Origin of the sequence: Methylobrevis pamukkalensis, from assembly GCF_001720135.1 — a bacterium.
GTDB lineage: Bacteria > Pseudomonadota > Alphaproteobacteria > Rhizobiales > Pleomorphomonadaceae > Methylobrevis > Methylobrevis pamukkalensis.
Genome location: NZ_MCRJ01000055.1, coordinates 1 through 20,743 on the forward strand (window position 1 = coordinate 1; position 20,743 = coordinate 20,743).

Below are 20,743 nucleotides of genomic sequence, written 5' to 3' on the forward strand. Positions count from 1 at the left end.
GTCGTCGTCGTCATCGCCGCTGCCGCCGCGTAGGCCGCCACCGCCGCGGCTGCCACCGCCGCGGCTGCCGCCGCCATCGTCGTCATCATCATCGTCGTCGGCGAAGGCCGCGCCGGCCCACAGGCCGGAGATCCCGGACCCGGCGATCCGGGCCGGATCGTCGAACAGCGGCGCCACGGGGGCGGCAAGGGTGAGAACGAGGCCGAGGGCGAGCTTCTTCATCGTGGCGGTCTCCGGTGAGCGTCTGGCCCGTTTTCGCGCGGAGGGGGCTCGCGCGAGGACGGGACTGTGCGCGGACGACAACGCGGCCGGCCCTGCCGCTATTCCCGTGCCGCCTCCACATTGCCGACAAAAATGGGACGGCGCGGGGAATAGGCGAGGGACCCGTCCCGTTATAGCGTGCAGATCCCGACTGGGGAGGTTGCATGACGTCGAACATCGGACCGGACCTCGTGGCACTTCTGCCGCGGCTGAGGCGCTATGCCCTGTCCCTGACACGGGACGGCGGGCTGGCCGACGACCTCGTGCAGGGGGCCTGCGAGAAGGCGCTGGCCGGCGCCCGAAGCTGGACGCCGGGCACGCGTTTCGATGCGTGGATGTTCCGGATCCTGCGCAATCTCTGGATCGACGGGCTGCGGCGGCGCCGCACCGAGGGCATCCAGGACCACATGGACGATCACGAGGACATCGTCGGCACGGACGGCAACCGGGAGACGGAGATGAAGCTGATGTTCGCCGATGTCGCCCGGGCGATCGACGACCTGCCGACCGACCAGCGCGAGGTGCTGCTGCTGACCTGCGCGGAGGATCTGTCCTACCGCGAGGCAGCGGAGGTGCTCGGCGTGCCGATCGGCACGGTGATGAGCCGGCTGGCACGGGCGCGGCGCCGGCTGTCGGAAGCGACGGGCGCCGAGCCCGGCATGGGAAACTGAAGGGTGAGGGCCTGGAAATGAGCACGAACCGGTTCGACGACGAAACCCTGATGGCCTATGCGGACGGCGAACTCGACGCGGAGACCAGCGCCGAGGTGGCGGCCGCGATCGGCGGCGACCCGATGCTGGCGGCGCGGATCAGCGCCTTCACCCGCTCGCGCATCCTCGCCAAGCGCGCCTTCGAGGAGGCGGTGCCGCCGGTGCCCGACGCCCTGCGCGCGGCCATCGAGGCGCGGATTGCGGCGATGGCGGCGCCCGTGCCGGAGCCGGTGCCAGACCTTGTGACGGCGCCGGAACCGCCGGCGGAGGCGCGGGGGGGGACGGGCGTGGGGGCGCCCGGCGTGGTCTCGCTGGAGGCCGCGCGCCAGCGCCGGCGCGGGCTTTCCGCCTTTGCGCCGATCGCGATGGCAGCCTCGATCGCCGCGGTCGTGGCCGGTGGGCTTGGCTGGTACGCGGGCGGCAGTGGCGGGATCGGGGCGACGGCTCCGGGGGCCGACATGATTGCCCTCGGTGCCGGGCCGGCGATCACCGAGGTTCTGGGCGCGGCGGCCTCGGGCGCTGACACCGCCCTTCCGGGCGGCGGGCGGGTGCGGGTGGTCGCCACCTTCGAGGACGCGGAGCAGCGGCTCTGCCGCGAGTTCGAGTATGGCCGGGGCGACACGGGCGTGATTGCCGTTGCCTGCCGGCAGCAGGCCGCCTGGCAGGTGGTGTTCGCGGCGGCGGGACCGACAACCGAGGGCGACTTCGTGCCGGCCTCGGGCATGGAAGCCCTCGACGCCTATCTCTCCGGCATCGGCGCCGGCACCCCGCTGGAGCCCGGCGCGGAGAAGGCGGCGCTGTCGCGCTGATCCTCGAGGTCGCCGGCCTGCGCCCGGCGACTTCCGCTTGAATCCCGCGGCGGTCTCGCCGATATGTCGGCCACGCAAGGGGCGGGGGTCCCTTGCCGGAGTTGACATGAAGCGGGACAGATCATGACCACGACCGAGCACACCACCGACGAGCGCCCGGACGACGAGCGCGTGGACGGGCGCCCTGACGCCGGCTCTGCGGAGCCGTCCGGCGAGCGGCATGTCTTCGAGGCCGAGGTGTCGCGGCTGCTGCATCTGATGGTGCACGCCGTCTATTCCAACAAGGACGTCTTCCTGCGCGAGCTGGTGTCGAATGCCGCCGACGCCTGCGAGAAGCTGCGCTATCTCTCCGTCGCCGAGCCGGGCCTGATCGCCGGGCAGGACGGGTTCCGCATCCTGATCGAGGCCGATCCCGAGGCGCACACGCTGTCGGTGGTCGACAACGGCATCGGCATGACGCGCGCGGAGATGAAGGACAATCTCGGCACCATCGCCCGCTCGGGCACGCGCGCCTTCCTCGACCAGCTGACCGAGAAGAAGGACGGCCAGGCGCTGATCGGCCAGTTCGGCGTCGGCTTCTATTCCGCCTTCATGGTCGCCGACCGGGTGCGCGTCGTCAGCCGCCGCGCCGGCAGCGACGTGGCCACGGTCTGGACCTCCGACGGGCAGGGCAGCTTCGAGCTTGCCGAGCTCGGGCCCGACGCCGAGCTGCCGCCGGTCGGCACCCGGGTGACGCTGGCGCTGTCCAAGGATGCGGCCACCTATGCCGAGGCGGCGACCGTCGAGCGCATCGTGCGCGAATATTCCGCCCACGTGCCGGTGCCGATCGTGCTGCGCACGGCCGGCGAGGACGAGCTGCGCGAGCTGACCGACGGCGCCGCGCTGTGGGTCAAGCCGAAGAGCGCGGTGACGCCCGAGGAATACAAGGACTTCTACGGCCACGTCGGCGGCATGTGGGACGAGCCGGCGCTCACCGTCCATTACCGCGCGGAGGGCCGGCACGAGTATTCCGTGCTGCTGTTCGTGCCCTCGTCCAAGCCCTTCGACCTGTTCGATCCCGACCGCCGCGGCCGGGTGAAGCTCTACGTGCGCCGGGTGTTCATCGCCGACGACGCCGAACTGCTGCCGGCCTGGCTGCGCTTCCTGCGCGGCGTCGTCGATTCGGAAGACCTGCCGCTCAACATCTCGCGCGAGATGCTGCAGCAGAATCCGGTGCTGGAGGCGATCGGCAAGGGCGTCACCTCGCGCGTCCTCTCCGAGCTTGCCAAGCTCGCCGAGGCCGATCCGGAGACCTTCACCAAGGTCTGGGAGGCTTTCGGCGCGGTGCTGAAGGAAGGTCTCTACGAGGCGCCGGAGCGGCGCGACGAGCTGTTCCGCCTCGCCCGCTTCCGCACCACCACGGCCGAGGGCTGGCGCTCGCTTTCCGACTATGTGGCGTCGCTCAAGACCAACCAGACCGCGATCTACTACGCGCTCGGCGACAGCCGCGAGGCGGTGCTCGCAAGCCCGCAGCTCGAGGGCTACAAGGCGCGCGGGCTGGAGGTGCTGCTGCTGACCGATCCGGTCGACGCCTTCTGGGTGCGCACCGCGATCGGCTTCGACGGCAAGCCGTTCCGCTCGGTGAGCCAGGGCGCGGCCGATCTCGACCAGATCGAACTGCCGGAGGGTGAAAGCGCCGACGGCGGCGCCGATGTCGCCGGTCTCGCGCTGGCGCTGAAGGAGGCGCTCGGCGACAAGGTGACCGAGGTGCGCGCCTCCAGCCGCCTCGCCACCAGCGCGGTCTGCCTGGTTGCGCCCGACTTCGGCCTCGACCGGCGCACCGAGAAGCTGATGTCGCGCGGTGACGGCCGGTCGCTGACGGCGCCGGTGCTGGAGATCAACCCGCGCAACGGGCTGATCAAGGCGCTGGCCGCGCGCCAGGGCGGGGCAGGATCCGCCCATGTGGCCGATGCGGCGCATCTCCTCTACGCGCAGGCCCGCATCCTCGACGGCGATGTGCCGGACGACCCGGCCGATTTCGCGGCCCGGCTGGGCCGGCTGATGGAAAGCGCGTTTGCGGGGTGAGTGTCTTGGGGGGCAGGTGGGTGCTGTGCCCGCCGGCCCCCTCACCCTGTCCCTCTCCCCGATGGGGAGAGGGGACGATGAAGGCGAGGGTCTTGTCCCTCGGAATCTCTCGCCGAAACGGGCGTTCGCTTTCCGAAAGTCATCTCAATCCTGCGTCCCCTCGCCCCATCGGGGAGAGGGACAGGGTGAGGGGCGGCCGCACCCACGGACTCGCAAAAAAAAGAGCGGGCAAACCCCCGCTCTTCGCTCTTCAGATCATCTCAGGAACGCCCAAACCTGTCAGCTCGTCGGCAGCTTGACCGTGGCGGCGCCGAGGATCGGGCCGATGTGGCGGTCCTTGTTGGCCTGCACGATCACGGCGCAGCCGTCGGCGCCCTCGCGGCGCAGGTCGGCCATCGGATATTCGATGGTCATCGCCTCGCCGGACCACATGCCGATCGGCTGCAGGCGGCGCACGACGTTGGTGTAGGTGACGGTGCGGCCGGTGTTCTCGCCGCGGGCAATCGTCACGTCGGCGGCGTGCTCGTAGGTGACGAGCCAGATCGTCGGGTCCTCGCCGTGGAGCTTGGGGACGGCGGGAAGCGTGACGATCAGCCGGTCACCGGCGAGAACCGCGGTGACGTCGACCTTCAGCCCTTCGCCCTGCGCGGCGATCTCGCCGCGGATCTTCGCTTCCTTGCTGCCGATCACGTGCACCTGGCCGTTGACGACGGCCTGCGGGGTGTAGACCGCGTTGTCGCCGCGGCTCATCGCGTAGTCGCGCTGGCGGGCGGAATTCTCTGTGCTCGCGAAGGTGTCGCGCCAGCCGAGATAGTCCCAGTAGTCGACCGCATAGCTGAGGGCGAGAATGTCGGGGTCGGTGGCGAGACGGCCGAGCACGGCGTCGGCCGGCGGGCAGGAGGAACAGCCCTGGCTGGTGAAGAGCTCGACGACCGCCTTCGGCTCGCCGGCCGCCGTCTGACCCGCCGCCGCAGCCGTGGCCGCCGTCGCGATCAGAAGCACCTTTCCGCCGAGATACCAGTCGATGATACGCATCTTTCACCTGCTCCTTCCAGTCAGGAGACAATAGGCAGAAGGGCGATCACGGCGCGAGTCACATGTGGGTGAGGCGACTGTGGACAGGTTGCGGAAATCCCTGATTTCTCTCGTATCCCCGCTGCCGGATCGGCTGCGGGGCGGTCAGCCGCGCCCGCGCCTCAGCGCCGTCACCTCGATCTCGACCTTCATCTCGGGCGCGACCAGTCCGGCGACGATCATCGTCGCGGCCGGGCGGATCTCGCCGAACACCTTGCCGAGTTCGGCGAAGACGGCCGGGACGTCGGCGCGGTCGGTGACGATGTAGCGGGCGCGCACGATGTCGGCCATGGCAAAGCCGGCGTCGTCCAGGGCCTTGCCGATCGTGGCGAGGATGTTGCGGGTCTGGCCGGCCGCCTCCTCGGGCATGGTCATGGTCGCGTAGTCGTAGCCGGTGGTGCCGGAGACGAAGCACCAGTCGCCGTCGACCACGGCGCGCGAATAGCCGGCCTGCCGCTCGAAGGGCGAGCCGGTGGAGATCAGGCGGCGACCGTCATCGTCAGACATTTCCCACACTCCCGGGCGATCGCACATGCCTATCGCATGCATGTACCAGGTTTCGCGACATCCAGTTCGGGCGCAGAAAAGGGGCCCGTGGGCCCCTCGTCACGCACGGCGCCGTCTCCGGCCCAGGGCCCTCAGGCCCAGGGGTGGCTGGTGGCCAGCGAGGTCTCGTAGGAGGTGATCGCCGCCGACTTCTCGAGGGTGAGGCCGATGTCGTCGAGGCCGTTGAGCAGGCAGTGCTTCTTGAACGGGTCGATCTCGAAGCCGATCTCGCCGCCGTCCGGGCCCTTGATGGTCTGGCTCGGCAGGTCGACGGTGAGGGTGGCGTTGGCGCCGCGCTCGGCGTCGTCCATCAGCAGCTTCAGCTGCTCGGCCGTCACCACGATCGGCAGGATGCCGTTCTTGAAGCAGTTGTTGTAGAAGATGTCGGCGAAGGACGTGGAGATCACGCAGCGGATGCCGTAGTCGAGCAGCGCCCACGGGGCATGCTCGCGCGAGGAGCCGCAGCCGAAGTTGTCGCCGGCCACGAGGATCTGCGCGTCGCGCCAGGCCGGCTGGTTGAGCACGAAGTCCGGGTTCTCCGAGCCGTCGTCGCGGTAGCGCATCTCCGAGAATAGGCCCGTGCCGAGGCCGGTGCGCTTGATCGTCTTCAGATACTGCTTGGGGATGATCATGTCGGTGTCGACATTGATGATCGGCAGCGGCGCGGCAACGCCGGTGAGCGTGATGAACTTGTCCATGGCCTTCCCTACCTTCGGTCCTGTCGTGCGGGGTGTCAGGCGGCGGCCCGGGCGGGATCGCCCAGAAGGCCGGTCGCCGGATCGACGCCGAGCATCAGATTGAGATTCTGCACGGCGGCGCCCGAGGCGCCCTTGCCGAGATTGTCGTAGAGCGCCACCAGCAGCGCCTGGCCGCGCATGTCGTTGCCGAACACGTGGATGCGCATGGCATTGGTGCCGTTGAGGCTGCGCGGGTCCAGCGACGACAGGCGGTCGGCGCTCTCGTAGGGGGCGACCTCGATGAAGGGCTGGCCGGCGTAGCGGTCGGCGAGCACGCTGTGAAGGTCGGCGGCGTCGACGTTGCCCGGCAGGCTCCACAGCTGCAGCGGCACGAAGGTCAGCATGCCCTGGGCGAAGTTGCCCACCGCCGGCTGGAACAGCGGATCGTTGGCAAGCTTGGCGTAGGCCTTCATCTCGGGCAGGTGCTTGTGGTTCAGCCGCAGCGCATAGGGGATGTAGGGCACCGGATCGCTGGCGCTCTCGTAGTCCTCGATCATCGCGCGCCGCCACCGGAATAGCCGGAGACGGCGTTGTAGGTGAGCGGCAGGTCGGCCGACAGCAGGCTGGCGTCGATCAGCGGCCGCACGCAGGCGATCAGCCCCTGCGGATAGCAGCCGGGGTTGGCAACGCGCCGCGCGGCGGCGATGGTCTCGTCGTGGCCGGGGGCCATTTCGGCAAAACCGTAGGTCCAGTCGTCGGCGGTGCGGAAGGCGGTGGAGGCGTCGATCACCCGGGTCTCGGGGTTCTCGATCAGTGCCACGGCCTCGCGGGCGGCGTCGTCGGGCAGGCAGAGGATGGCGACGTCGGCGGCGTTCAGCAGCCGCGCGCGGGCGGCCGGATCCTTGCGCTCGGCGGCGTCGATCGACAGGAGCTCGATGTCGGTGCGGCCTTCGAGGCGCTCGCGGATCTGCAGGCCGGTCGTGCCGGCCTCGCCGTCGATGAAGATCTTGTGCATCGCTCCTCGTTCCTCCCTGGTGTCGCGACCCTCACCGCGAACAGACGAAGGTCACGAGCCCGGTCGGAAAGTCTTCGGGTTCCTGCGCGACCAGCCGGTGATGCGCGCGTTTCCCGCCCGGCGCGCACACCCTGTCCTTCGCGTGAGGGGTATAGCACCGGCCTGTGACGTTTGTCATGAAAAACGTCCCCGCCGCTCCCTTGCCCGCCGCCTCAGCCGGCAGAGGCCTCGATGTCCTCCATGTCCTCGTCGGACAGGCCGAAATGATGGCCGATCTCGTGGATCAGCACATGGGTGACGATGTCGCCGAGGCTCTCGTCGTGTTCGGCCCAGTAGTCGAGAATCGCCCGCCGGTAGAGCCAGATCCGGTTCGGCAGGCGGCCGCTGCCGCCGGCGGCCTCGTCATGGGCAAGGCCGACGCCGACGAACAGGCCCATCAGCTCGAACGGATCCTCGATGCCGAGATCGTCGAGCGCCTCTTCGTCGGCGAACTCGGCGACCCGGATCTCGATGTCGCCGGTGAGTCGCCGGAATTCGGCGGGAAGCTCGGCATAACCGCGCCGTGCCAGCGCCTCGAACACCGCCAGGTCGGGGGCCCGGCGCTTCTGCCAGTCGTCGTAGGTCTCGGTACGCATCGTCGTCTTTCGCCTCCGGCCGCGGCCTGTGCCGTGGCGGCACCATGTAGGTTTTTCACAGGATTTCGCAAGCCGTTCCGCTTCGGCCTTGATCGGGACGCTCCGGCATCCTCAAATCAGCAGGCGCGGCGAGGGGCGCCGGCCGCATGGCCGGGCCCTCGACCTGACGGACGACGGTGGCAGACGACCACCGTCACGAGCGATCGGAGGAGAACATGCCGAGACTGTTCACGGCCGTGGAGCTTCCCGAACAGGTGGCGATGCACCTGTCGCTGCTGCGGGGCGGGCTGCCGGGCGCCCGCTGGATCGACAAGGAGAACTACCACGTCACCCTGCGCTTCATCGGCGACATCGACGACCGCACCGCCGACGAGGTGGCCGCGGCGCTCGACCGGGTGGAGCGGCGCGCCTTCACGCTGCAGATCAGCGGGCTCGACGTGTTCTCCAGCCGCGGCCCGCATGCGCTGTTCGCGCGGGTGGAGCCGACGCCGTCGCTGCTGGAACTCCAGGGCGAGCAGGAGCGGCTGATGCAGCGGCTCGGCCTCAAGCCGGAGCCGCGCCGCTTCCATCCGCATGTGACGCTGGCAAGGCTGCGCGGCACCAGCGCGGCCGAAGCGGCGCAGTGGCTGGCGATGCGCGGCGACGTGCGGCTCGCGCCGATCGAGGTCTCGCGCTTCGTGCTCTACTCGTCGCGGGCGAGCGTCGGCGGCGGGCCCTATCTGGTCGAGGAGGCCTATCCGTTGCTGGCGGCCTGAATGCGTGCCGCCAGCGCCGCCGCGCCGCGGCGGCAGAGGTCGGCAACGATCGCGAAATCGCGCGGCGTTCCGTAATAGGGATCGGGCACGTCGCGGGCCTCGCCGAGCAGGTCCTCCCGGAAGAGGGCGATCCGCGCGGTCGCGTCCGGCGGCGCCAGCTTGCGCAGGTCGTCCACGTTGGCGCGGTCCATGCCGAGAATGAGATCGAAGGTCCGGAAATCCTCGAGGCAGACCTGCCGGGCGCGCTGGGCGGAGATGTCGACGCCGAAATCGGCGGCGGCGCGGATCGCGCGCGCATCCGGCGGATCGCCGGCGTGCCAGCCGCCGGTGCCGGCCGAGGCGAGATGCGCGTCCACACCCCCGAGGGCTGCGCGCAAAAATCCTTCGGCCAGCGGCGAGCGGCAGATGTTGCCAAGGCAGACGAACAGGACCGAACGGGTCGGCTTCGCGGGAAATGGCTCGTTCGGCAGGTCCGGCATGGGTTCGGGTTCCGGTTCGGGCGCCGGCCATGGCCGGACGGCGCATGGTCCGCTGTCTGAACGATCGCGACGGATTGGGCAAGGACCCATGCCTTGAGCCTGCCACACGGGATGCACATCTATGTGATCACGCGCGGAAAGCGGGTTCGGCCCAGCCCTGCGCCCGCATCCCGCCAAGGAGGATACCGATGCCGGCCACCAAGCATTTCGACGATCCCGAGATCATCGGCCCTGAAAAAGCCCAGGAGGACCGGGTGCGCCGCGACTTCTGGAAGGTGCTGCGCCGGGCGGCGGGCCGCATTCCCTTCGTCGACGAACTGGTGGCGGCCTATTACTGCGCCCTTGATCCGAAGACGCCGCTGCGGGTGCGCGCGACGCTGATCGGGGCGCTCGCCTATTTCGTGATGCCGATCGACGTGATCCCGGATTTCCTGGTGTTCGCCGGCTTCACCGACGACGTGACGGTGCTCGCCGCCTCGATCGCGATGGTGCGCTCGCACATCAACGACACCCACCGGGCCAAGGCACGCGACTCGCTCAAGTGACGACGGCGCGGCGCTTCACGGCACCAGCACGACCTTGCCCATGACCCGGCGCCCCTCGATCTCGCCCAGCGCCTCGGCGACGGCTTCGAGGGGATAGCGGGCGTGAATGTGCGGCCGCAGGCGGCCGGCGGCCACATGGCCGAGGATCTCGGCCGTGTTGGCGCGGTGGCCGGCCGGATCGAGCGCCAGCCAGCGGCCCCAGAACACGCCGAGCACGTCGATGCCCTTGAGCAGCACGAGGTTGAGCGGCAGCTTCGGGATGTCGCCGGCCGCAAATCCGACGACGAGATAGCGGCCGGCCCAGGCCGTGGCGCGCACCGCCGCGTCCGTGAGGTCTCCGCCGACCGTGTCGTAGACGACATCGGCGCCGGCGCCGCCGGTGAGCTCCTTGAGGCGGGTCTTCAGATCCTCCCCCGACGTGTCGATCACCTCTCGGCGCCGCTTGCGCGGGCAAAGGCGCATTTGTCCGCGCCCGACGCGCAGGCGATCACCCGCGCCCCCATCACCTTGCCGACTTCCACCGCCGACTGTCCGGCGCCGCCCGACGCGCCGAGCACGCAGAGCGTCTCGCCGGGCCGCAGCTTCGCGCGGTCCTTCAGGGCATGCAGCGTTGTGCCGTAGGTGATGAACACGGTGGCGGCGATGTCGAGGGCAACGCCCTCGGGGACGGGGACGCAGGCGTCGGCCGGCACCACCACCTGTTCCCGCGCCGCGCCCCAGCCGACATGGGCGGCCACCGCCTTGCCGACAGCGAGGCCGCCCACGCCGGGACCGATGGCGGCAATCACGCCCGCGCATTCGCCGGAGGGCGAGAACGGTCGGTCGGGCCGGTGCTGGTAGCGGTCGCGGATGATCAGCGTGTCGAAGAAATTGAGGCTGGCGGCTTTCACCGCGACCACCACCTCGCCGGGGCCGGGCTCCGGCGCGGGCAGGTCGGCGATCTCGAGGCTGTCGGGGCCGCCGGGACGGCGGGAGAGCACGGCTTTCATGGCACATCCGGACGCGTTGCGCTGCGCCGATCATAGGGCGCCGCCCGTCCCTTCGCCCGTGCGTGTTTGGTCGCAGGGTCGGATCCTCGGATCAGGGCCGGGACTGAACCGCAGCCCACTTCGGGCCGAAGCTCCAGTCCCGATGCTCTAGTCGATGTCGATCGCCGTGTCGGCCTCGATCGCGCGGCGCAGCCGGCCGAAGGCAAGGCGCAGGCGCGACTTCACCGTGCCGAGGGGCTGGCCTGTCGCCTCGGCGATCTGGCTGTGCGAGAGGCCGCGATAGAAGGCGAGTTGCACCAGTTCCATCTGTTCGGGCGGCAGCAGCGCAAGTGTCTCGCGGATCCGCGCGTCGCGGCGGCGGGCGTCGAGGTCGTCGCCGGCCTCCACCGGCTCGGCCGGCAGCAGCATCGGCTCGTTCTCGTCGAGATCGTCGCGCCGCGACTGCCGGGCAAGATCGATGCGCCGGTTGCGGGCGATCCGGAACAGCCAGGTGCCGAGGGAGGACTTGGCCGGATCGAACAGCTCGGCCTTGCGCCAGAGCACGACCATGACGTCCTGGGTCAGGTCCTCGGCGATCGCCGGATCGGTGCCGAGACGCCGCAGGTAGGCGTTGATGCGGGGAGCGAAATGATCGAACAGGGCCACGAACGCAGCCCTGTCGCGATCCCGTGCGACCCGTGTGATCAGTTCCGCGTGTTCTTCGTTCGCCGACACGTCGTTTTCCCGCGCCGTTTGCCGGCACCCGGTCCTGTCCCTCGCCACACATCCGGTCGCGACGCCTCAATGTCGCCGGATTTCCGACGAAGCGTGCCCCCGTGAAATGCGAGCGTTGATCGCAACATAGATGATCTTGCCGCAAGGTGCCACGGGGGAGGATCGCATCGCGATCCGCAGGAGGATCGGGAGATTCCGCGATTCCTCAACGCTTTGGTAACCCGAAATTAGCCATGATGCAGATGGCAACCGCTTGAGGCCGGACCGACCACGTCCGGCCGCCTCGAAAACTCTAGCGAACTGGTGGAACAAGATGAACGGACGCACGCTTGCTACGGCACTCATCCTGCTCGTCGGCGCAGCGACGACCGCGACGGCGCAAACCCCCACGCTTCTGGAACAGCAGGGCGACTGGGCTGCCTACGGCTACACGGCGGGTGGCGGAAAGGTCTGCTACATCATCTCCCAGCCCAAGGCGAGCGAGCCGAAGGGCGTCAACCGCGATCCGATCTACATGTTCGTGACCAACCGCCCGAAGGAGGGCGTCAATCACGAGATCAGCGTGATCACCGGCTATCCCTACAAGGAAGGCTCGAAGACCACGATCAAGATCGGCTCGGACACTTTCGTGCTGTTCACCAAGGAAGATGGCGCTTGGGTCGAGAACGCGGCCGAGGAAGCGCGCATGATCACGTCGATGCGCGCCGGTGCCGACATGGTGGTCAGCGGCACGTCGCGCCGCGGCACGGTGACGACGGACACCTACTCGCTCAAGGGCGTCACCGCCGCGCTGAAGCGCATCGACACCGAGTGCCGCTGAGGTACCGGTCAGACGGCGTCGCGGCCCGCAGGGGAGCCATTCCCCCACCGGGTCCGCAGCGGGCTTGGGCCGCACGGCATTTTCGGCTATAAGGCAACAGGTTTCGACGGCGGGAGCGACAGCTTCCGGCCGTCGTTTCGTATTGGACCCATCCTGCGTGACCGCGCCTCGCCGCTCCTGCCCTGCAGGGGACGGGCCGGCGGCGGCACCTGCGAGGACATCAAGCCCGTGGCCGTGACCCTGACCATCGACCATCGTGCCGCCGAGACGGCGGCTGACGCTTCGCCGGAGCGGATCGTGCCCGTGGCGGCACCCGTGGCGGCACCCGTGACTGGGGGGACGACCGAAAAGCCGTCGCTGATCGGCCTGTCGCGCGAGGCGATGGGCGGGCTCCTGCGCGAGGCCGGGATCCCGGATCGGCAGGTGCGGATGCGCGTCGCGCAGATCTGGCACTGGATGTATGTGCGCGGGGCGACCGACTTCTCGCAGATGACCAATGTCGCGAAAGACCTGCGCGCCGATCTCGACCGGGCCTTCACCCTCGCCCGCCCGGAAATCGTCACCGAGCAGGTGTCGACCGACGGCACCCGCAAGTGGTTGATGAAGTTTCCGCCGCGCGGCGCCGGCCGGCCGGTGGAGATCGAGACCGTCTACATTCCCGAGGAAGGGCGCGGCACGCTCTGCGTCTCCAGCCAGGTCGGCTGCACGCTCACCTGCTCCTTCTGCCACACCGGCACCCAGAAGCTGGTGCGCAACCTCACCTCGGAAGAGATCCTTGCCCAGCTGCTGGTCGCCCGCGACCGTCTCGGCGACTATCCGGACGCCAAGCCCGACGCCGAGGCGATGATGCCGAGCGAGGGCCGGCTCGTGTCCAACCTCGTCATGATGGGCATGGGCGAGCCGCTCTACAATTTCGACCATGTGCGCGAGGCGCTGCTGATCGCCTCCGACGGCGACGGCCTGTCGCTGTCGAAGCGCCGCATCACGCTCTCCACCTCCGGCGTCGTGCCGATGATCCCGAAGGCGGGCGAGGAGATGGGCGTCATGCTGGCGATCTCGCTGCATGCGGTGCGCGACGAGCTGCGCGACGAACTGGTGCCGCTCAACAAGAAATATCCGATCCGCGCCCTGCTGGACGCCTGCCGCGCCTATCCCGGCCTGTCGAACGCCCGGCGCATCACCTTCGAATACGTGATGCTCAAGGGCGTCAACGACAGCCCGGCGGACGCACGCGAACTCGTCCGCCTGCTCAAGGGCATTCCGGCGAAGATCAACCTCATTCCGTTCAATCCGTGGCCGGGCAGCGCCTACGAATGTTCCGACTGGGACGTGATCGAGCGCTTTGCCGACGTGGTCAACCACGCGGCTACGCCTCGCCGATCCGCACCCCGCGCGGCGCGACATCTTCGCCGCCTGCGGCCAGCTGAAGTCGGAGAGCGAGCGGATGCGCGCCAAGGAACGGATGGCGCTGGAAGCGGCGGCCAGCCAGCAGGATCTCGCCATGCGGGCGATGGTCTCGGGTCTCGACGACTGAAGGCCCGGACCAGTTCATGCTCGTGATCGGACGCCTGTTCGCCGCCTCGTTCGGCTTCCTCGTTGCCGTGGTCGCCGCCGCGGTGTTCCTGCTGGCCGCGAGCGTCGGCACCCGGCCGGAAAGCGCGGCCTCGGCCGACTGGTTCTGGGCGCTGTTCACGGTGTCGAGCTTCGTCACCGCCTCGGCGGTCGGCGCCTTCGTGGCGGCGCCTGCGGCGGTGCTGATTCTCGTCTGCGAACTGTTCGCGATCCGGTCGTGGATCGTCTATGCCGCCGCCGGCGGCTGATGGGCCTTGCCGCCTCGCAAGGGGTGGTGCTGGTCACCGGCGCCGAGCAGACCACGCGCATCGACGCGACCATCCTGGCCGCCACCGGCCTCGTCGGCGGCCTCGCCTACTGGCTGGTCGCCGGCCGGCTTGCCGGGATCTCGCGCCCGCGCCGCGAGACCGACGCGCTTCCTCCCCGCTGAACGGCCGTTCCGGCCGCATCATGAACAGCCTTGCCGCCTTCCGCGTCATCGCCAGGCGACGAGCAGGGTGCCGACCGCGATCATCGTCACGCCGGCCCAGCCGCGCCAGGACAGCGTCTCGCCCAGCATCACCGCGCCGAAGATCGCCACGAGCACCACGGACAGCTTGTCGACAGGTGCCACATGCGAGGCTTGCCCCAGCTTGAGAGCGCGGACATAGCACAGCCAGGAGGCGCCGGTGGCAAGGCCGGAGAGGAGCAGGAAAACCCAGCTGCGCGCGCCGATCCGGCCGATCTCCCGCCAGGCATCGAGGCCGACGACGAGGGCGGCGACGGCAACGAGAATCACCGCCGTGCGGATCAGCGTGGCAAGCTCCGGATTCACCCCCTCGACGCCGACCTTGGCGAGAATTGCAGTCAGCGCCGCAAACACCGCCGACAGCAGCGCCCAGACCAGCCAGTCGCCGGCCAGCGCGCGCATGTCAGCTGCGGCCCTGGGTCAGCACCAGCTTGACCGCGAAGGCGGCCATCACCCCGCAAAGCCGAAGTCGAAGGCGCGCAGCGCGCGTGGCGAGGCCTTGAGGAAACCCGCGATCCGGTCGGCCGCGAGAATCAGCGGCACGGTCAGGGGCACGGTGACGACCAGGAACCAGAAGCCGAGGAACAGCAGCTTGGCGGTGGCATTCGGCTCGTGCGGTCCGACGAACTGCGGCAGGAAGGTCACGAAGAAGATGATCACCTTCGGATTGAGCAGGTTGATCGCCACGGCCTTCAGGAACACCCGCCGCAGCGGATCGCTGCGCTTGACCGTGGGGTCGAGCGAGAAGGCGCTGCCGTTGCGGATCGCATCGAGCGCCAGCCAGAGCAGGTAGAGGCAGCCGGCGACCTTCAGCACCGTGAAGGCGGCCGGCGAGGCGGCGAGCAGCGCCGAGATGCCGAGCGCGGCCAGCGTCGCGTGGACGACGAGGCCGGCCGAGGCGCCGGCGAAGGCGGCAAAGCCGGCGGCCCGGCCGGCGGCGACGGTGCGGCCGAGGAAGAAGGTCATGTCGGGGCCGGGCGTCAGCGTCAGGAAGGCGGCGGCGAGGGTGAAGCCGAGAATCACCGAAAGGTCGGGCAGGTAGGCCGGCATGGGCAGCATCCGCATCTGGCGGCCCGCGGCCGCATGACGACGTCTATTCCATTTCGCGCGGCCCGTCGCAACAGGTCGGTGTCAGGCATCCTTGGCCGGGGCGGCGTGGCAGCAGATGCAGAGCTTGTTGCCGTCCGGATCGCGGACATAGGCGCCGTAGAAGTCGGGATGATACTGCGGCCGCAGCCCCGGCGCGCCCGCGTCCTGCCCGCCGGCGGCCAGCGCGAGGCGGTGGCAGTCGTCGACGGTCGTCCGGTCCTGCGCCAGCAGCGCCGTCATCTGGCCGTTGCCGGGCGCGGCGGGTGCGCCGTCGAACGGCCGCATGACGACGAACAGCGGCCGGGCGATCCCCGGCTGCTGCCAGATCGCCCAGCCGGTGTCCGGATCGTGGCGGCGCAGCCGGTGGCCGAGGCGCTCCATCAGCGGACCGTAGAAGGCGACGGCGCGGGCAAGATCACCGGTGCCGAGCGTGACATGGGAGAGCAAGCGGGGGGTCCTCCGGGATCTCGGGTTGGGGCACATCCTGCGGCCGGACGGGCCAGAGCGACCGGCAGGTCGGTCATGACGGTGTTTTTCGGGCCTGCCGGCGATCTGACATCGACCGGACGCAAGGCTGTCATCGATCTTGTCTTTGATGACAATGCGCCGGCAGGGACGCGGCGCCGAGGCGAAGGTTCCAGAACGGTCGGGGGAGGCTAGAACGACGTGCGCAGCTTCGGCAAGACAGCAAGGGAGAGCCTCGTGGCGCGTCCTGCCCTCTGGCTGGCGGTGGCGACGCTGCTGGCCAGTGCGCTCTTCATCCTCCATCCGCGGATCGACCTCGATGTCGCCCGCCTGTTCTTTCGCGATGGCACGGGCTTTCCCCTCGCGCAGCTGCCCTTCTTCATCTCCCTTCGCCGCCTGGGCCAGGCCGTGTCGCGGCTCATGGCCGTCCTGCCGGTCGCGGCCCTTCTCGTTCCCTTCCTGTTTGCCGGCGCGCGTTTCGTGTTTCCGCCGCGCGCGGCGCTGTTCCTGATCACGTCGATGCTGCTCGGGCCCGGACTGGTCGTCAACCTGCTGCTCAAGGGCTACGTTGGACGGGCACGACCGAACGAGATCGTCGACTTCGGCGGCAGCCTCGACTTCAGCCGGGCATGGGAGATCGTCGACCACTGCGCCTGGAACTGCTCCTTCGTCTCGGCGGAGGCGGCGGCGTCGATGCAGCTCGTGGCGCTGGCCTTCGTGGTGCCGCCGCACTGGCGCCGGCCCGTCGCGATCGGCGCACTGCTGTTCTGCCTCGTCATGTCGGTCAACCGCATGGCCTTCGGCGGCCATTTCCTGTCCGACGTGGTGGTCGCCTGGCTGCTGACGCTGTGGGTGATGTTCGCGGTCCACGCGGTGATCTACCGCGCGGACGGTCCCTTTACCGACGCGGCGATTGCCGGCACGCTGGAGCGGGCCGGGACGTGGACGAAGGGGATGCTCGGCGGCATCGGGGGGCGCGTGCGGCGCTATGTGGCGATCTTCCGCTAGGCCGCTCGGGCCTTGGCTGCCGCAAACAGAAAAGGGCGCCCGTGAGGCGCCCTTGTCCGTTGTCCAGCCCTGTCGCCGGAGAAATCAGGCCGCGCCGACCTCGATCGCGCGGCTCTTCTCGAAGCGCTTGCGCTCGTTCGGGTCGAGGTAGGTCTTGCGCAGACGGATCGACTTCGGCGTCACCTCGACGAGTTCGTTGTCCTCGATCCACGACAGGGCGCGGTCGAGGGTCATCTGGATCGGCGGCGTCAGGCGCACGGCCTCGTCCTTGCCCGACGAGCGGACGTTGGAGAGCTTCTTGCCCTTGAGCACGTTCACTTCCAGGTCGTTCTCGCGGTTGTGCTCGCCGATGATCATGCCCTGATAGACCTTCCAGCCCGGCTCGATCATCATCGGGCCGCGGTCCTCGAGGTTCCACAGCGCGTAGGCGACGGCCTCGCCGGACTCGTTGGCGATCAGCACGCCGTTGCGGCGGCCGGCGATGTCACCCTTGTGCGGGGCGTATTCGTGGAACAGCCGGTTCATGATGGCCGTGCCGCGGGTGTCGGTCAGAAGCTCCGACTGGTAGCCGATCAGGCCGCGGGTCGGGGCGTAGAACACCAGGCGCTGGCGATTGCCGCCGGAGGGCCGCATCTCGATCATGTCGGCGCGGCGCTCGGACATCTTCTGCACGACGACCGAGGCGAACTCCTCGTCGACGTCGATCACGACCTCCTCGATCGGTTCGAGCAGGTCGCCGGTGGCCTCGTCCTTCTTGAACACCACGCGCGGACGCGACACGGCGATCTCGAAGCCCTCGCGGCGCATGGTCTCGATCAGCACGGCGAGCTGGAGTTCGCCGCGGCCGGACACGAAGAAGGAGTCCTTGTCCGGCGATTCCTCGATCTTCAGCGCCACGTTGCCCTCGGCCTCGCGCAGCAGGCGGTCGCGGATGACGCGGCTGGTCACCTTGTCGCCCTCGGTGCCGGCCAGCGGCGAATCGTTGACGATGAAGGACATGGTCACGGTCGGCGGATCGATCGGCTGGGCCGGCAGGGCCTCGGTGACCGACAGGTCGCAGAAGGTGTCGGCGACGGTGCCCTTGGTCAGGCCCGCGATCGCGATGATGTCGCCGGCTTCGCCGAGCTCGATCGGCTGGCGCTCGATGCCGCGGAAGGCGAGGATCTTCGAGACGCGCCCCTGCTCGACGAGGGTGCCGTCCTGGGCCAGCACCTTGACCGACTGGTTCGGACGGACGGTGCCCGACGTGATGCGGCCGGTGATCATGCGGCCGAGGAAGGGGTTGGCCTCGAGCAGGGTGCCGATCATCTTGAAGGGCGCGCCTTCCTCGACGGTCGGCTCGGGCACGTGGCGCATGACGAGGTCGAACAGCGGGGCCATGCCCTGGTCCATCGGACCTTCGGGATTGAGGGCCATCCAGCCGCTGCGGCCCGACCCGTAGAGGATCGGGAAGTCGAGCTGCTCGTCGGTGGCGTCGAGGTTGGCAAACAGGTCGAACACCTCGTCGACCACTTCATGGATGCGGGCGTCGTGACGGTCGACCTTGTTGATCGCGACGATCGGCTTCAGGCCGACCTTGAGCGCCTTGCCGACCACGAACTTGGTCTGCGGCATCGGACCCTCGGCGGCGTCGACCAGCACGATGGCGCCGTCCACCATGTTGAGGATGCGCTCCACCTCGCCGCCGAAGTCGGCGTGGCCGGGGGTGTCGACGATGTTGATGCGCACGCCGTTCCAGACGACCGAGGTCGCCTTCGCCAGAATCGTGATCCCGCGCTCCTTTTCCAGATCGTTGGAGTCCATCACGCGCTCGGCGACACGCTGGTTCTCGCGGTAGGATCCGGACTGCTTCAGGAGTTCGTCGACGAGCGTGGTCTTGCCGTGGTCGACGTGGGCGATAATTGCGATATTGCGAAGGGTCATGGCTCACCTGGCTAAGTCCGCCAAGGGGGGGCGAACGCTATTGCGGCGCACTATACGAATTGGCAGCCTCGGGGCAAGGAAAACCGGGACGCAGGTGGCCAATTCGCAAGCTTTTCGCGATAATGAAGACCTGTCATGTGGCATTCGCATGACAAATGGTGAATAAGCATGGGGAACGCTTCGGCGGGGCCCCCCGCCTTTCCGAACACTCCACCCTCAATTCACAGGAACCGGTCCGACCAAAATGACAATGACCAGCCAGCCGCTCGGCTTCCTGATCGTGGACGTCGCCCGCCTCCTGCGCCGCAATCTGGACAGTGCCCTTGCCGAGGCCAGCCTCGGCCTCACCGCCGGCGAAGCGCGCACCTTGCTGCGCTGCGAACGCTACGGCGGCGCCACCGGCCTGCGCCAGTCCGTGCTGGCCGAACTGATGACCGTGGAGCCGATGACGCTGGTCGGCTACATCGACCGGCTGGAGCGGGCGGGCCTCGTCGGCCGCTTTCCGGACCCGGCCGACCGGCGCGCCAAGCTGATCCGGACCCTGCCGGCGGCAACCCCGGTCGTCGAGCGGATCGCCGAGATCGCCGCCTCGGTGCGCGAGTCGGCCACCCGCGGGCTGCCGGAAGAGCAGATCGCCCTGATGCGCGGCGCGCTGGAGCACATGTGCCAGCGACTAGCGGATGGTAACTGATAATAAGGATATGCCTTATATTCTCCGGATTCGTCCCTGATCCTGAGGACAGGGCTTGTCCGGCCGCCCGGCCGGTCGAACGAGGGCCGGCGGGGTCAGAACGTGGCGGATGACAGCGGTGGGGCACGGCCCCTTCTGGGTGAACGGCCGGCGGCGGTGATCGGCGCGCTTCTCGTGGCGCTCGGACCCGTGTCCATGGCGCTCTACACCCCGGCGATGCCCAGCCTCGTCGCGGTGTTCGACACCGAGATGTCGACCGTCAAGCTGACGCTCACCGTCTATTTCCTCGGCTTTGCGCTGGCCCAGCTGCTGGTCGGTCCCCTGTCCGACGCCCGCGGCCGCCGACCGGTCGGCATCGCCTTCATGGGCCTCTATCTCGCCGGCAGCGTGCTGGCCTTCCTCGCCGACACCGTCGAATGGCTGCTGGTCGCCCGTGCCGTGCAGGGCGTCGGCGCCGCCGCCGGCGTGGCGCTGTCGCGGGCAATCGTGCGCGATCTCTTCACCGGGCAGCAATCGGCCCGGATCATGAACCTGATCGGCATCTTCCTCGCGCTCGGCCCGGCCCTGTCGCCGACGATCGGCAGCGTGATGCTCGCCCTTGGCGGCTGGAACGCGATCTTCGGGGTGATGGTGGTCTACGGCATCGGCCTGATCCTGATGCTGCTGTTCCTGACGCCGGAGACCAACCGCCTGCTGGTGAAGGGCGCCGCGCGGCCGTCGGTTCTCCTGCGCACCTACATCGGCCTCCTGCGCGACCGCCGCTTCCTGCGGCCGGGCCTGATGCTCGGCGGCACGGTCGGCGCGCTCTATGCGATTGCCACCATGCTGCCCTTCGTGCTGATCGAGGTGGTCGGCCTGACGCCGATGGAATTCGGCCTCGGCATGCTCGCCCAGTCGGGGGCCTTCATTGCCGGCGGGGTCGCGACCAAGATGCTGCTGCGCCGCCGCGATGCCCGCACGCTGGTGATCCCGGGCCTTGCGCTCTGCGTCGCCGGTGCGCTCGGTCTTGCCATCGGCCTGCGCATCGCTCCGCCCACCTTCCTCGGGGTGATGGTGCCGGTCGGCATCTTCGCCTTCTCTCTGGCGATGATGATGCCGGCGCTGACCACCGACGCGCTGGCGCCCTTTCCGCGGGCGGCGGGCGCGGCGGCCGCGCTCATGGGCTTCCTGCAGATGGGCGGCGGGCTGGCAGGCAGCGCGGCGGCCTCCTTCCTCGACGACCACGTGATGGCGATGGCGAGCGTGCTGCCGGTGATGGTCGGCCTTGCCCTTGGCGTGGAACTGCTGCTCGGTCGCCGCCGCGGCGCGCCGGCCTGAGGGCCGCGGGCCGCTTCGTTTCCGTCTTCACCCGTTCCGATACCCGAAACGAAAACAGGCCGCCGGGGCATATGCCC

22 protein-coding genes and 3 pseudogenes are annotated in these 20,743 nt (G+C 69.2%); 12 read left to right on the forward strand and 13 right to left on the reverse strand.

Annotated features, from left to right (window positions below; all coding sequences use genetic code 11):
• On the reverse strand, nt 1-222 hold a 222-nt coding region (locus tag A6302_RS10540), incomplete at its 3' end, for a hypothetical protein (RefSeq protein ID WP_141703652.1).
• 203 nt (nt 223-425) lie between these two features.
• Between A6302_RS10540 and A6302_RS10545 the strand changes: the two genes are divergently transcribed.
• The 3 genes from A6302_RS10545 to htpG all read left to right on the forward strand — a co-directional run bounded on the left by A6302_RS10545 (nt 426) and on the right by htpG (nt 3,844).
• The gene (locus tag A6302_RS10545) at nt 426-932 is read left to right on the forward strand and encodes an RNA polymerase sigma factor (protein ID WP_069307006.1); all 507 of its coding nucleotides are present in this window, start codon (nt 426-428) and stop codon (nt 930-932) included.
• Nucleotides 933-949: 17 nt separating this feature from the next.
• Nucleotides 950-1,780, forward strand: coding sequence for an anti-sigma factor family protein (locus A6302_RS10550; RefSeq protein ID WP_069307007.1), 831 nt, complete (start codon nt 950-952; stop codon nt 1,778-1,780).
• Nucleotides 1,781-1,903: 123 nt separating this feature from the next.
• Entirely contained in the window at nt 1,904-3,844 is a 1,941-nt protein-coding gene (gene htpG, locus A6302_RS10555) for a molecular chaperone HtpG (RefSeq protein WP_083255675.1), read from the forward strand.
• Nucleotides 3,845-4,123: 279 nt separating this feature from the next.
• Here the strand turns inward: htpG and A6302_RS10560 are convergent, their stop codons facing one another.
• The 5 genes and pseudogenes from A6302_RS10560 to A6302_RS10580 all read right to left on the reverse strand — a co-directional run bounded on the left by A6302_RS10560 (nt 4,124) and on the right by A6302_RS10580 (nt 7,791).
• A complete protein-coding gene (locus tag A6302_RS10560; protein ID WP_083255676.1) occupies nt 4,124-4,879 on the reverse strand; it encodes a DUF1223 domain-containing protein in 756 nt (251 codons plus the stop codon).
• Nucleotides 4,880-5,023: 144 nt separating this feature from the next.
• On the reverse strand, nt 5,024-5,425 hold the full coding sequence (locus tag A6302_RS10565; RefSeq protein ID WP_069307008.1) for a RidA family protein: 402 nt from the start codon (nt 5,423-5,425) through the stop codon (nt 5,024-5,026).
• Between the two features lie 131 nt (nt 5,426-5,556).
• On the reverse strand, nt 5,557-6,162 hold the full coding sequence (leuD, locus tag A6302_RS10570) for a 3-isopropylmalate dehydratase small subunit (RefSeq protein ID WP_069307009.1): 606 nt from the start codon (nt 6,160-6,162) through the stop codon (nt 5,557-5,559).
• A gap of 35 nt (nt 6,163-6,197) precedes the next feature.
• Nucleotides 6,198-7,156 (reverse strand): annotated as a pseudogene (argC, locus tag A6302_RS10575) (N-acetyl-gamma-glutamyl-phosphate reductase).
• 212 nt (nt 7,157-7,368) lie between these two features.
• Nucleotides 7,369-7,791, reverse strand: coding sequence for a metallopeptidase family protein (locus A6302_RS10580; protein ID WP_069307010.1), 423 nt, complete (start codon nt 7,789-7,791; stop codon nt 7,369-7,371).
• A 215-nt stretch (nt 7,792-8,006) separates the two neighbouring features.
• On the opposite strand from A6302_RS10580, the gene thpR reads away from it, so the two are divergent.
• Entirely contained in the window at nt 8,007-8,546 is a 540-nt protein-coding gene (gene thpR, locus A6302_RS10585; protein ID WP_069307011.1) for an RNA 2',3'-cyclic phosphodiesterase, read from the forward strand.
• On the opposite strand, the gene A6302_RS10590 is transcribed toward thpR, so the two are convergent.
• The gene (locus tag A6302_RS10590) at nt 8,525-9,025 is read right to left on the reverse strand and encodes a low molecular weight protein-tyrosine-phosphatase (protein WP_069307012.1); all 501 of its coding nucleotides are present in this window, start codon (nt 9,023-9,025) and stop codon (nt 8,525-8,527) included. The genes thpR and A6302_RS10590 overlap by 22 nt on opposite strands.
• Before the next feature lie 188 nt (nt 9,026-9,213).
• Between A6302_RS10590 and A6302_RS10595 the strand changes: the two genes are divergently transcribed.
• A complete protein-coding gene (locus A6302_RS10595) occupies nt 9,214-9,570 on the forward strand; it encodes a YkvA family protein (RefSeq protein WP_069307013.1) in 357 nt (118 codons plus the stop codon).
• 15 nt (nt 9,571-9,585) lie between these two features.
• Here A6302_RS10595 and A6302_RS10600 read toward each other — a convergent pair.
• Nucleotides 9,586-10,559: pseudogene (locus A6302_RS10600) on the reverse strand (NADPH:quinone oxidoreductase family protein).
• Nucleotides 10,560-10,706: 147 nt separating this feature from the next.
• The gene (locus tag A6302_RS10605) at nt 10,707-11,273 is read right to left on the reverse strand and encodes a sigma-70 family RNA polymerase sigma factor (protein ID WP_069307014.1); all 567 of its coding nucleotides are present in this window, start codon (nt 11,271-11,273) and stop codon (nt 10,707-10,709) included.
• Nucleotides 11,274-11,586: 313 nt separating this feature from the next.
• Between A6302_RS10605 and A6302_RS10610 the strand changes: the two genes are divergently transcribed.
• The 4 genes and pseudogenes from A6302_RS10610 to A6302_RS10625 all read left to right on the forward strand — a co-directional run bounded on the left by A6302_RS10610 (nt 11,587) and on the right by A6302_RS10625 (nt 14,095).
• Complete coding sequence (locus A6302_RS10610) at nt 11,587-12,093, forward strand: invasion associated locus B family protein (RefSeq protein WP_069307015.1); 507 nt, start codon at nt 11,587-11,589, stop codon at nt 12,091-12,093.
• Between the two features lie 294 nt (nt 12,094-12,387).
• Nucleotides 12,388-13,627, forward strand: a pseudogene (gene rlmN / locus A6302_RS10615) (dual-specificity RNA methyltransferase RlmN).
• A gap of 16 nt (nt 13,628-13,643) precedes the next feature.
• Nucleotides 13,644-13,913 carry a hypothetical protein gene (locus A6302_RS10620; protein ID WP_069307016.1) on the forward strand — a complete coding sequence of 90 codons (270 nt, stop codon included), beginning with the start codon at nt 13,644-13,646 and terminating at the stop codon, nt 13,911-13,913.
• Complete coding sequence (locus A6302_RS10625; RefSeq protein ID WP_069307017.1) at nt 13,913-14,095, forward strand: hypothetical protein; 183 nt, start codon at nt 13,913-13,915, stop codon at nt 14,093-14,095. Before A6302_RS10620 ends, A6302_RS10625 begins: the two co-directional genes overlap by 1 nt.
• Nucleotides 14,096-14,140: 45 nt before the next feature.
• Here A6302_RS10625 and A6302_RS10630 read toward each other — a convergent pair whose 3' ends face one another.
• The 3 genes from A6302_RS10630 to A6302_RS10640 form a co-directional block, all read right to left on the reverse strand.
• Entirely contained in the window at nt 14,141-14,575 is a 435-nt protein-coding gene (locus tag A6302_RS10630; RefSeq protein WP_069307018.1) for an EamA family transporter, read from the reverse strand.
• A gap of 48 nt (nt 14,576-14,623) precedes the next feature.
• Nucleotides 14,624-15,223 carry a LysE family translocator gene (locus A6302_RS10635; protein ID WP_342586257.1) on the reverse strand — a complete coding sequence of 200 codons (600 nt, stop codon included), beginning with the start codon at nt 15,221-15,223 and terminating at the stop codon, nt 14,624-14,626.
• A gap of 81 nt (nt 15,224-15,304) precedes the next feature.
• Nucleotides 15,305-15,709: a VOC family protein gene (locus A6302_RS10640; protein ID WP_069307019.1), complete on the reverse strand. Its 405-nt coding sequence runs from the start codon at nt 15,707-15,709 to the stop codon at nt 15,305-15,307.
• A 255-nt stretch (nt 15,710-15,964) separates the two neighbouring features.
• On the opposite strand from A6302_RS10640, the gene A6302_RS10645 reads away from it, so the two are divergent.
• Nucleotides 15,965-16,735 carry a phosphatase PAP2 family protein gene (locus tag A6302_RS10645; RefSeq protein WP_069307020.1) on the forward strand — a complete coding sequence of 257 codons (771 nt, stop codon included), beginning with the start codon at nt 15,965-15,967 and terminating at the stop codon, nt 16,733-16,735.
• An 84-nt stretch (nt 16,736-16,819) separates the two neighbouring features.
• Here the strand turns inward: A6302_RS10645 and typA are convergent, their stop codons facing one another.
• Nucleotides 16,820-18,658, reverse strand: coding sequence for a translational GTPase TypA (gene typA / locus A6302_RS10650; RefSeq protein ID WP_069307021.1), 1,839 nt, complete (start codon nt 18,656-18,658; stop codon nt 16,820-16,822).
• A 244-nt stretch (nt 18,659-18,902) separates the two neighbouring features.
• On the opposite strand from typA, the gene A6302_RS10655 reads away from it, so the two are divergent.
• A complete protein-coding gene (locus A6302_RS10655) occupies nt 18,903-19,349 on the forward strand; it encodes a MarR family winged helix-turn-helix transcriptional regulator (RefSeq protein WP_069307022.1) in 447 nt (148 codons plus the stop codon).
• A 102-nt stretch (nt 19,350-19,451) separates the two neighbouring features.
• Nucleotides 19,452-20,666, forward strand: coding sequence for a multidrug effflux MFS transporter (locus A6302_RS10660; protein ID WP_069307023.1), 1,215 nt, complete (start codon nt 19,452-19,454; stop codon nt 20,664-20,666).
• The last annotated feature ends 77 nt before the right edge of the window (nt 20,667-20,743 follow it).

Excerpts from the sequence above, each read along its gene's own strand:
- A6302_RS10545 (WP_069307006.1), top strand. The coding sequence starts at position 426 with ATGACGTCGAACATCGGACCGGACCTCGTGGCACTTCTGCCGCGGCTG.
- A6302_RS10550 (WP_069307007.1), top strand. The coding sequence starts at position 950 with ATGAGCACGAACCGGTTCGACGACGAAACCCTGATGGCCTATGCGGAC.
- htpG (WP_083255675.1), top strand. The coding sequence starts at position 1,904 with ATGACCACGACCGAGCACACCACCGACGAGCGCCCGGACGACGAGCGC.
- A6302_RS10560 (WP_083255676.1), bottom strand. The coding sequence starts at position 4,879 with ATGCGTATCATCGACTGGTATCTCGGCGGAAAGGTGCTTCTGATCGCG.
- A6302_RS10565 (WP_069307008.1), bottom strand. The coding sequence starts at position 5,425 with ATGTCTGACGATGACGGTCGCCGCCTGATCTCCACCGGCTCGCCCTTC.
- leuD (WP_069307009.1), bottom strand. The coding sequence starts at position 6,162 with ATGGACAAGTTCATCACGCTCACCGGCGTTGCCGCGCCGCTGCCGATC.
- A6302_RS10580 (WP_069307010.1), bottom strand. The coding sequence starts at position 7,791 with ATGCGTACCGAGACCTACGACGACTGGCAGAAGCGCCGGGCCCCCGAC.
- thpR (WP_069307011.1), top strand. The coding sequence starts at position 8,007 with ATGCCGAGACTGTTCACGGCCGTGGAGCTTCCCGAACAGGTGGCGATG.
- A6302_RS10590 (WP_069307012.1), bottom strand. The coding sequence starts at position 9,025 with ATGCCGGACCTGCCGAACGAGCCATTTCCCGCGAAGCCGACCCGTTCG.
- A6302_RS10595 (WP_069307013.1), top strand. The coding sequence starts at position 9,214 with ATGCCGGCCACCAAGCATTTCGACGATCCCGAGATCATCGGCCCTGAA.
- A6302_RS10610 (WP_069307015.1), top strand. The coding sequence starts at position 11,587 with ATGAACGGACGCACGCTTGCTACGGCACTCATCCTGCTCGTCGGCGCA.
- A6302_RS10620 (WP_069307016.1), top strand. The coding sequence starts at position 13,644 with ATGCTCGTGATCGGACGCCTGTTCGCCGCCTCGTTCGGCTTCCTCGTT.
- A6302_RS10625 (WP_069307017.1), top strand. The coding sequence starts at position 13,913 with ATGGGCCTTGCCGCCTCGCAAGGGGTGGTGCTGGTCACCGGCGCCGAG.
- A6302_RS10630 (WP_069307018.1), bottom strand. The coding sequence starts at position 14,575 with ATGCGCGCGCTGGCCGGCGACTGGCTGGTCTGGGCGCTGCTGTCGGCG.
- A6302_RS10635 (WP_342586257.1), bottom strand. The coding sequence starts at position 15,223 with ATGCCGGCCTACCTGCCCGACCTTTCGGTGATTCTCGGCTTCACCCTC.
- typA (WP_069307021.1), bottom strand. The coding sequence starts at position 18,658 with ATGACCCTTCGCAATATCGCAATTATCGCCCACGTCGACCACGGCAAG.
- A6302_RS10655 (WP_069307022.1), top strand. The coding sequence starts at position 18,903 with ATGACAATGACCAGCCAGCCGCTCGGCTTCCTGATCGTGGACGTCGCC.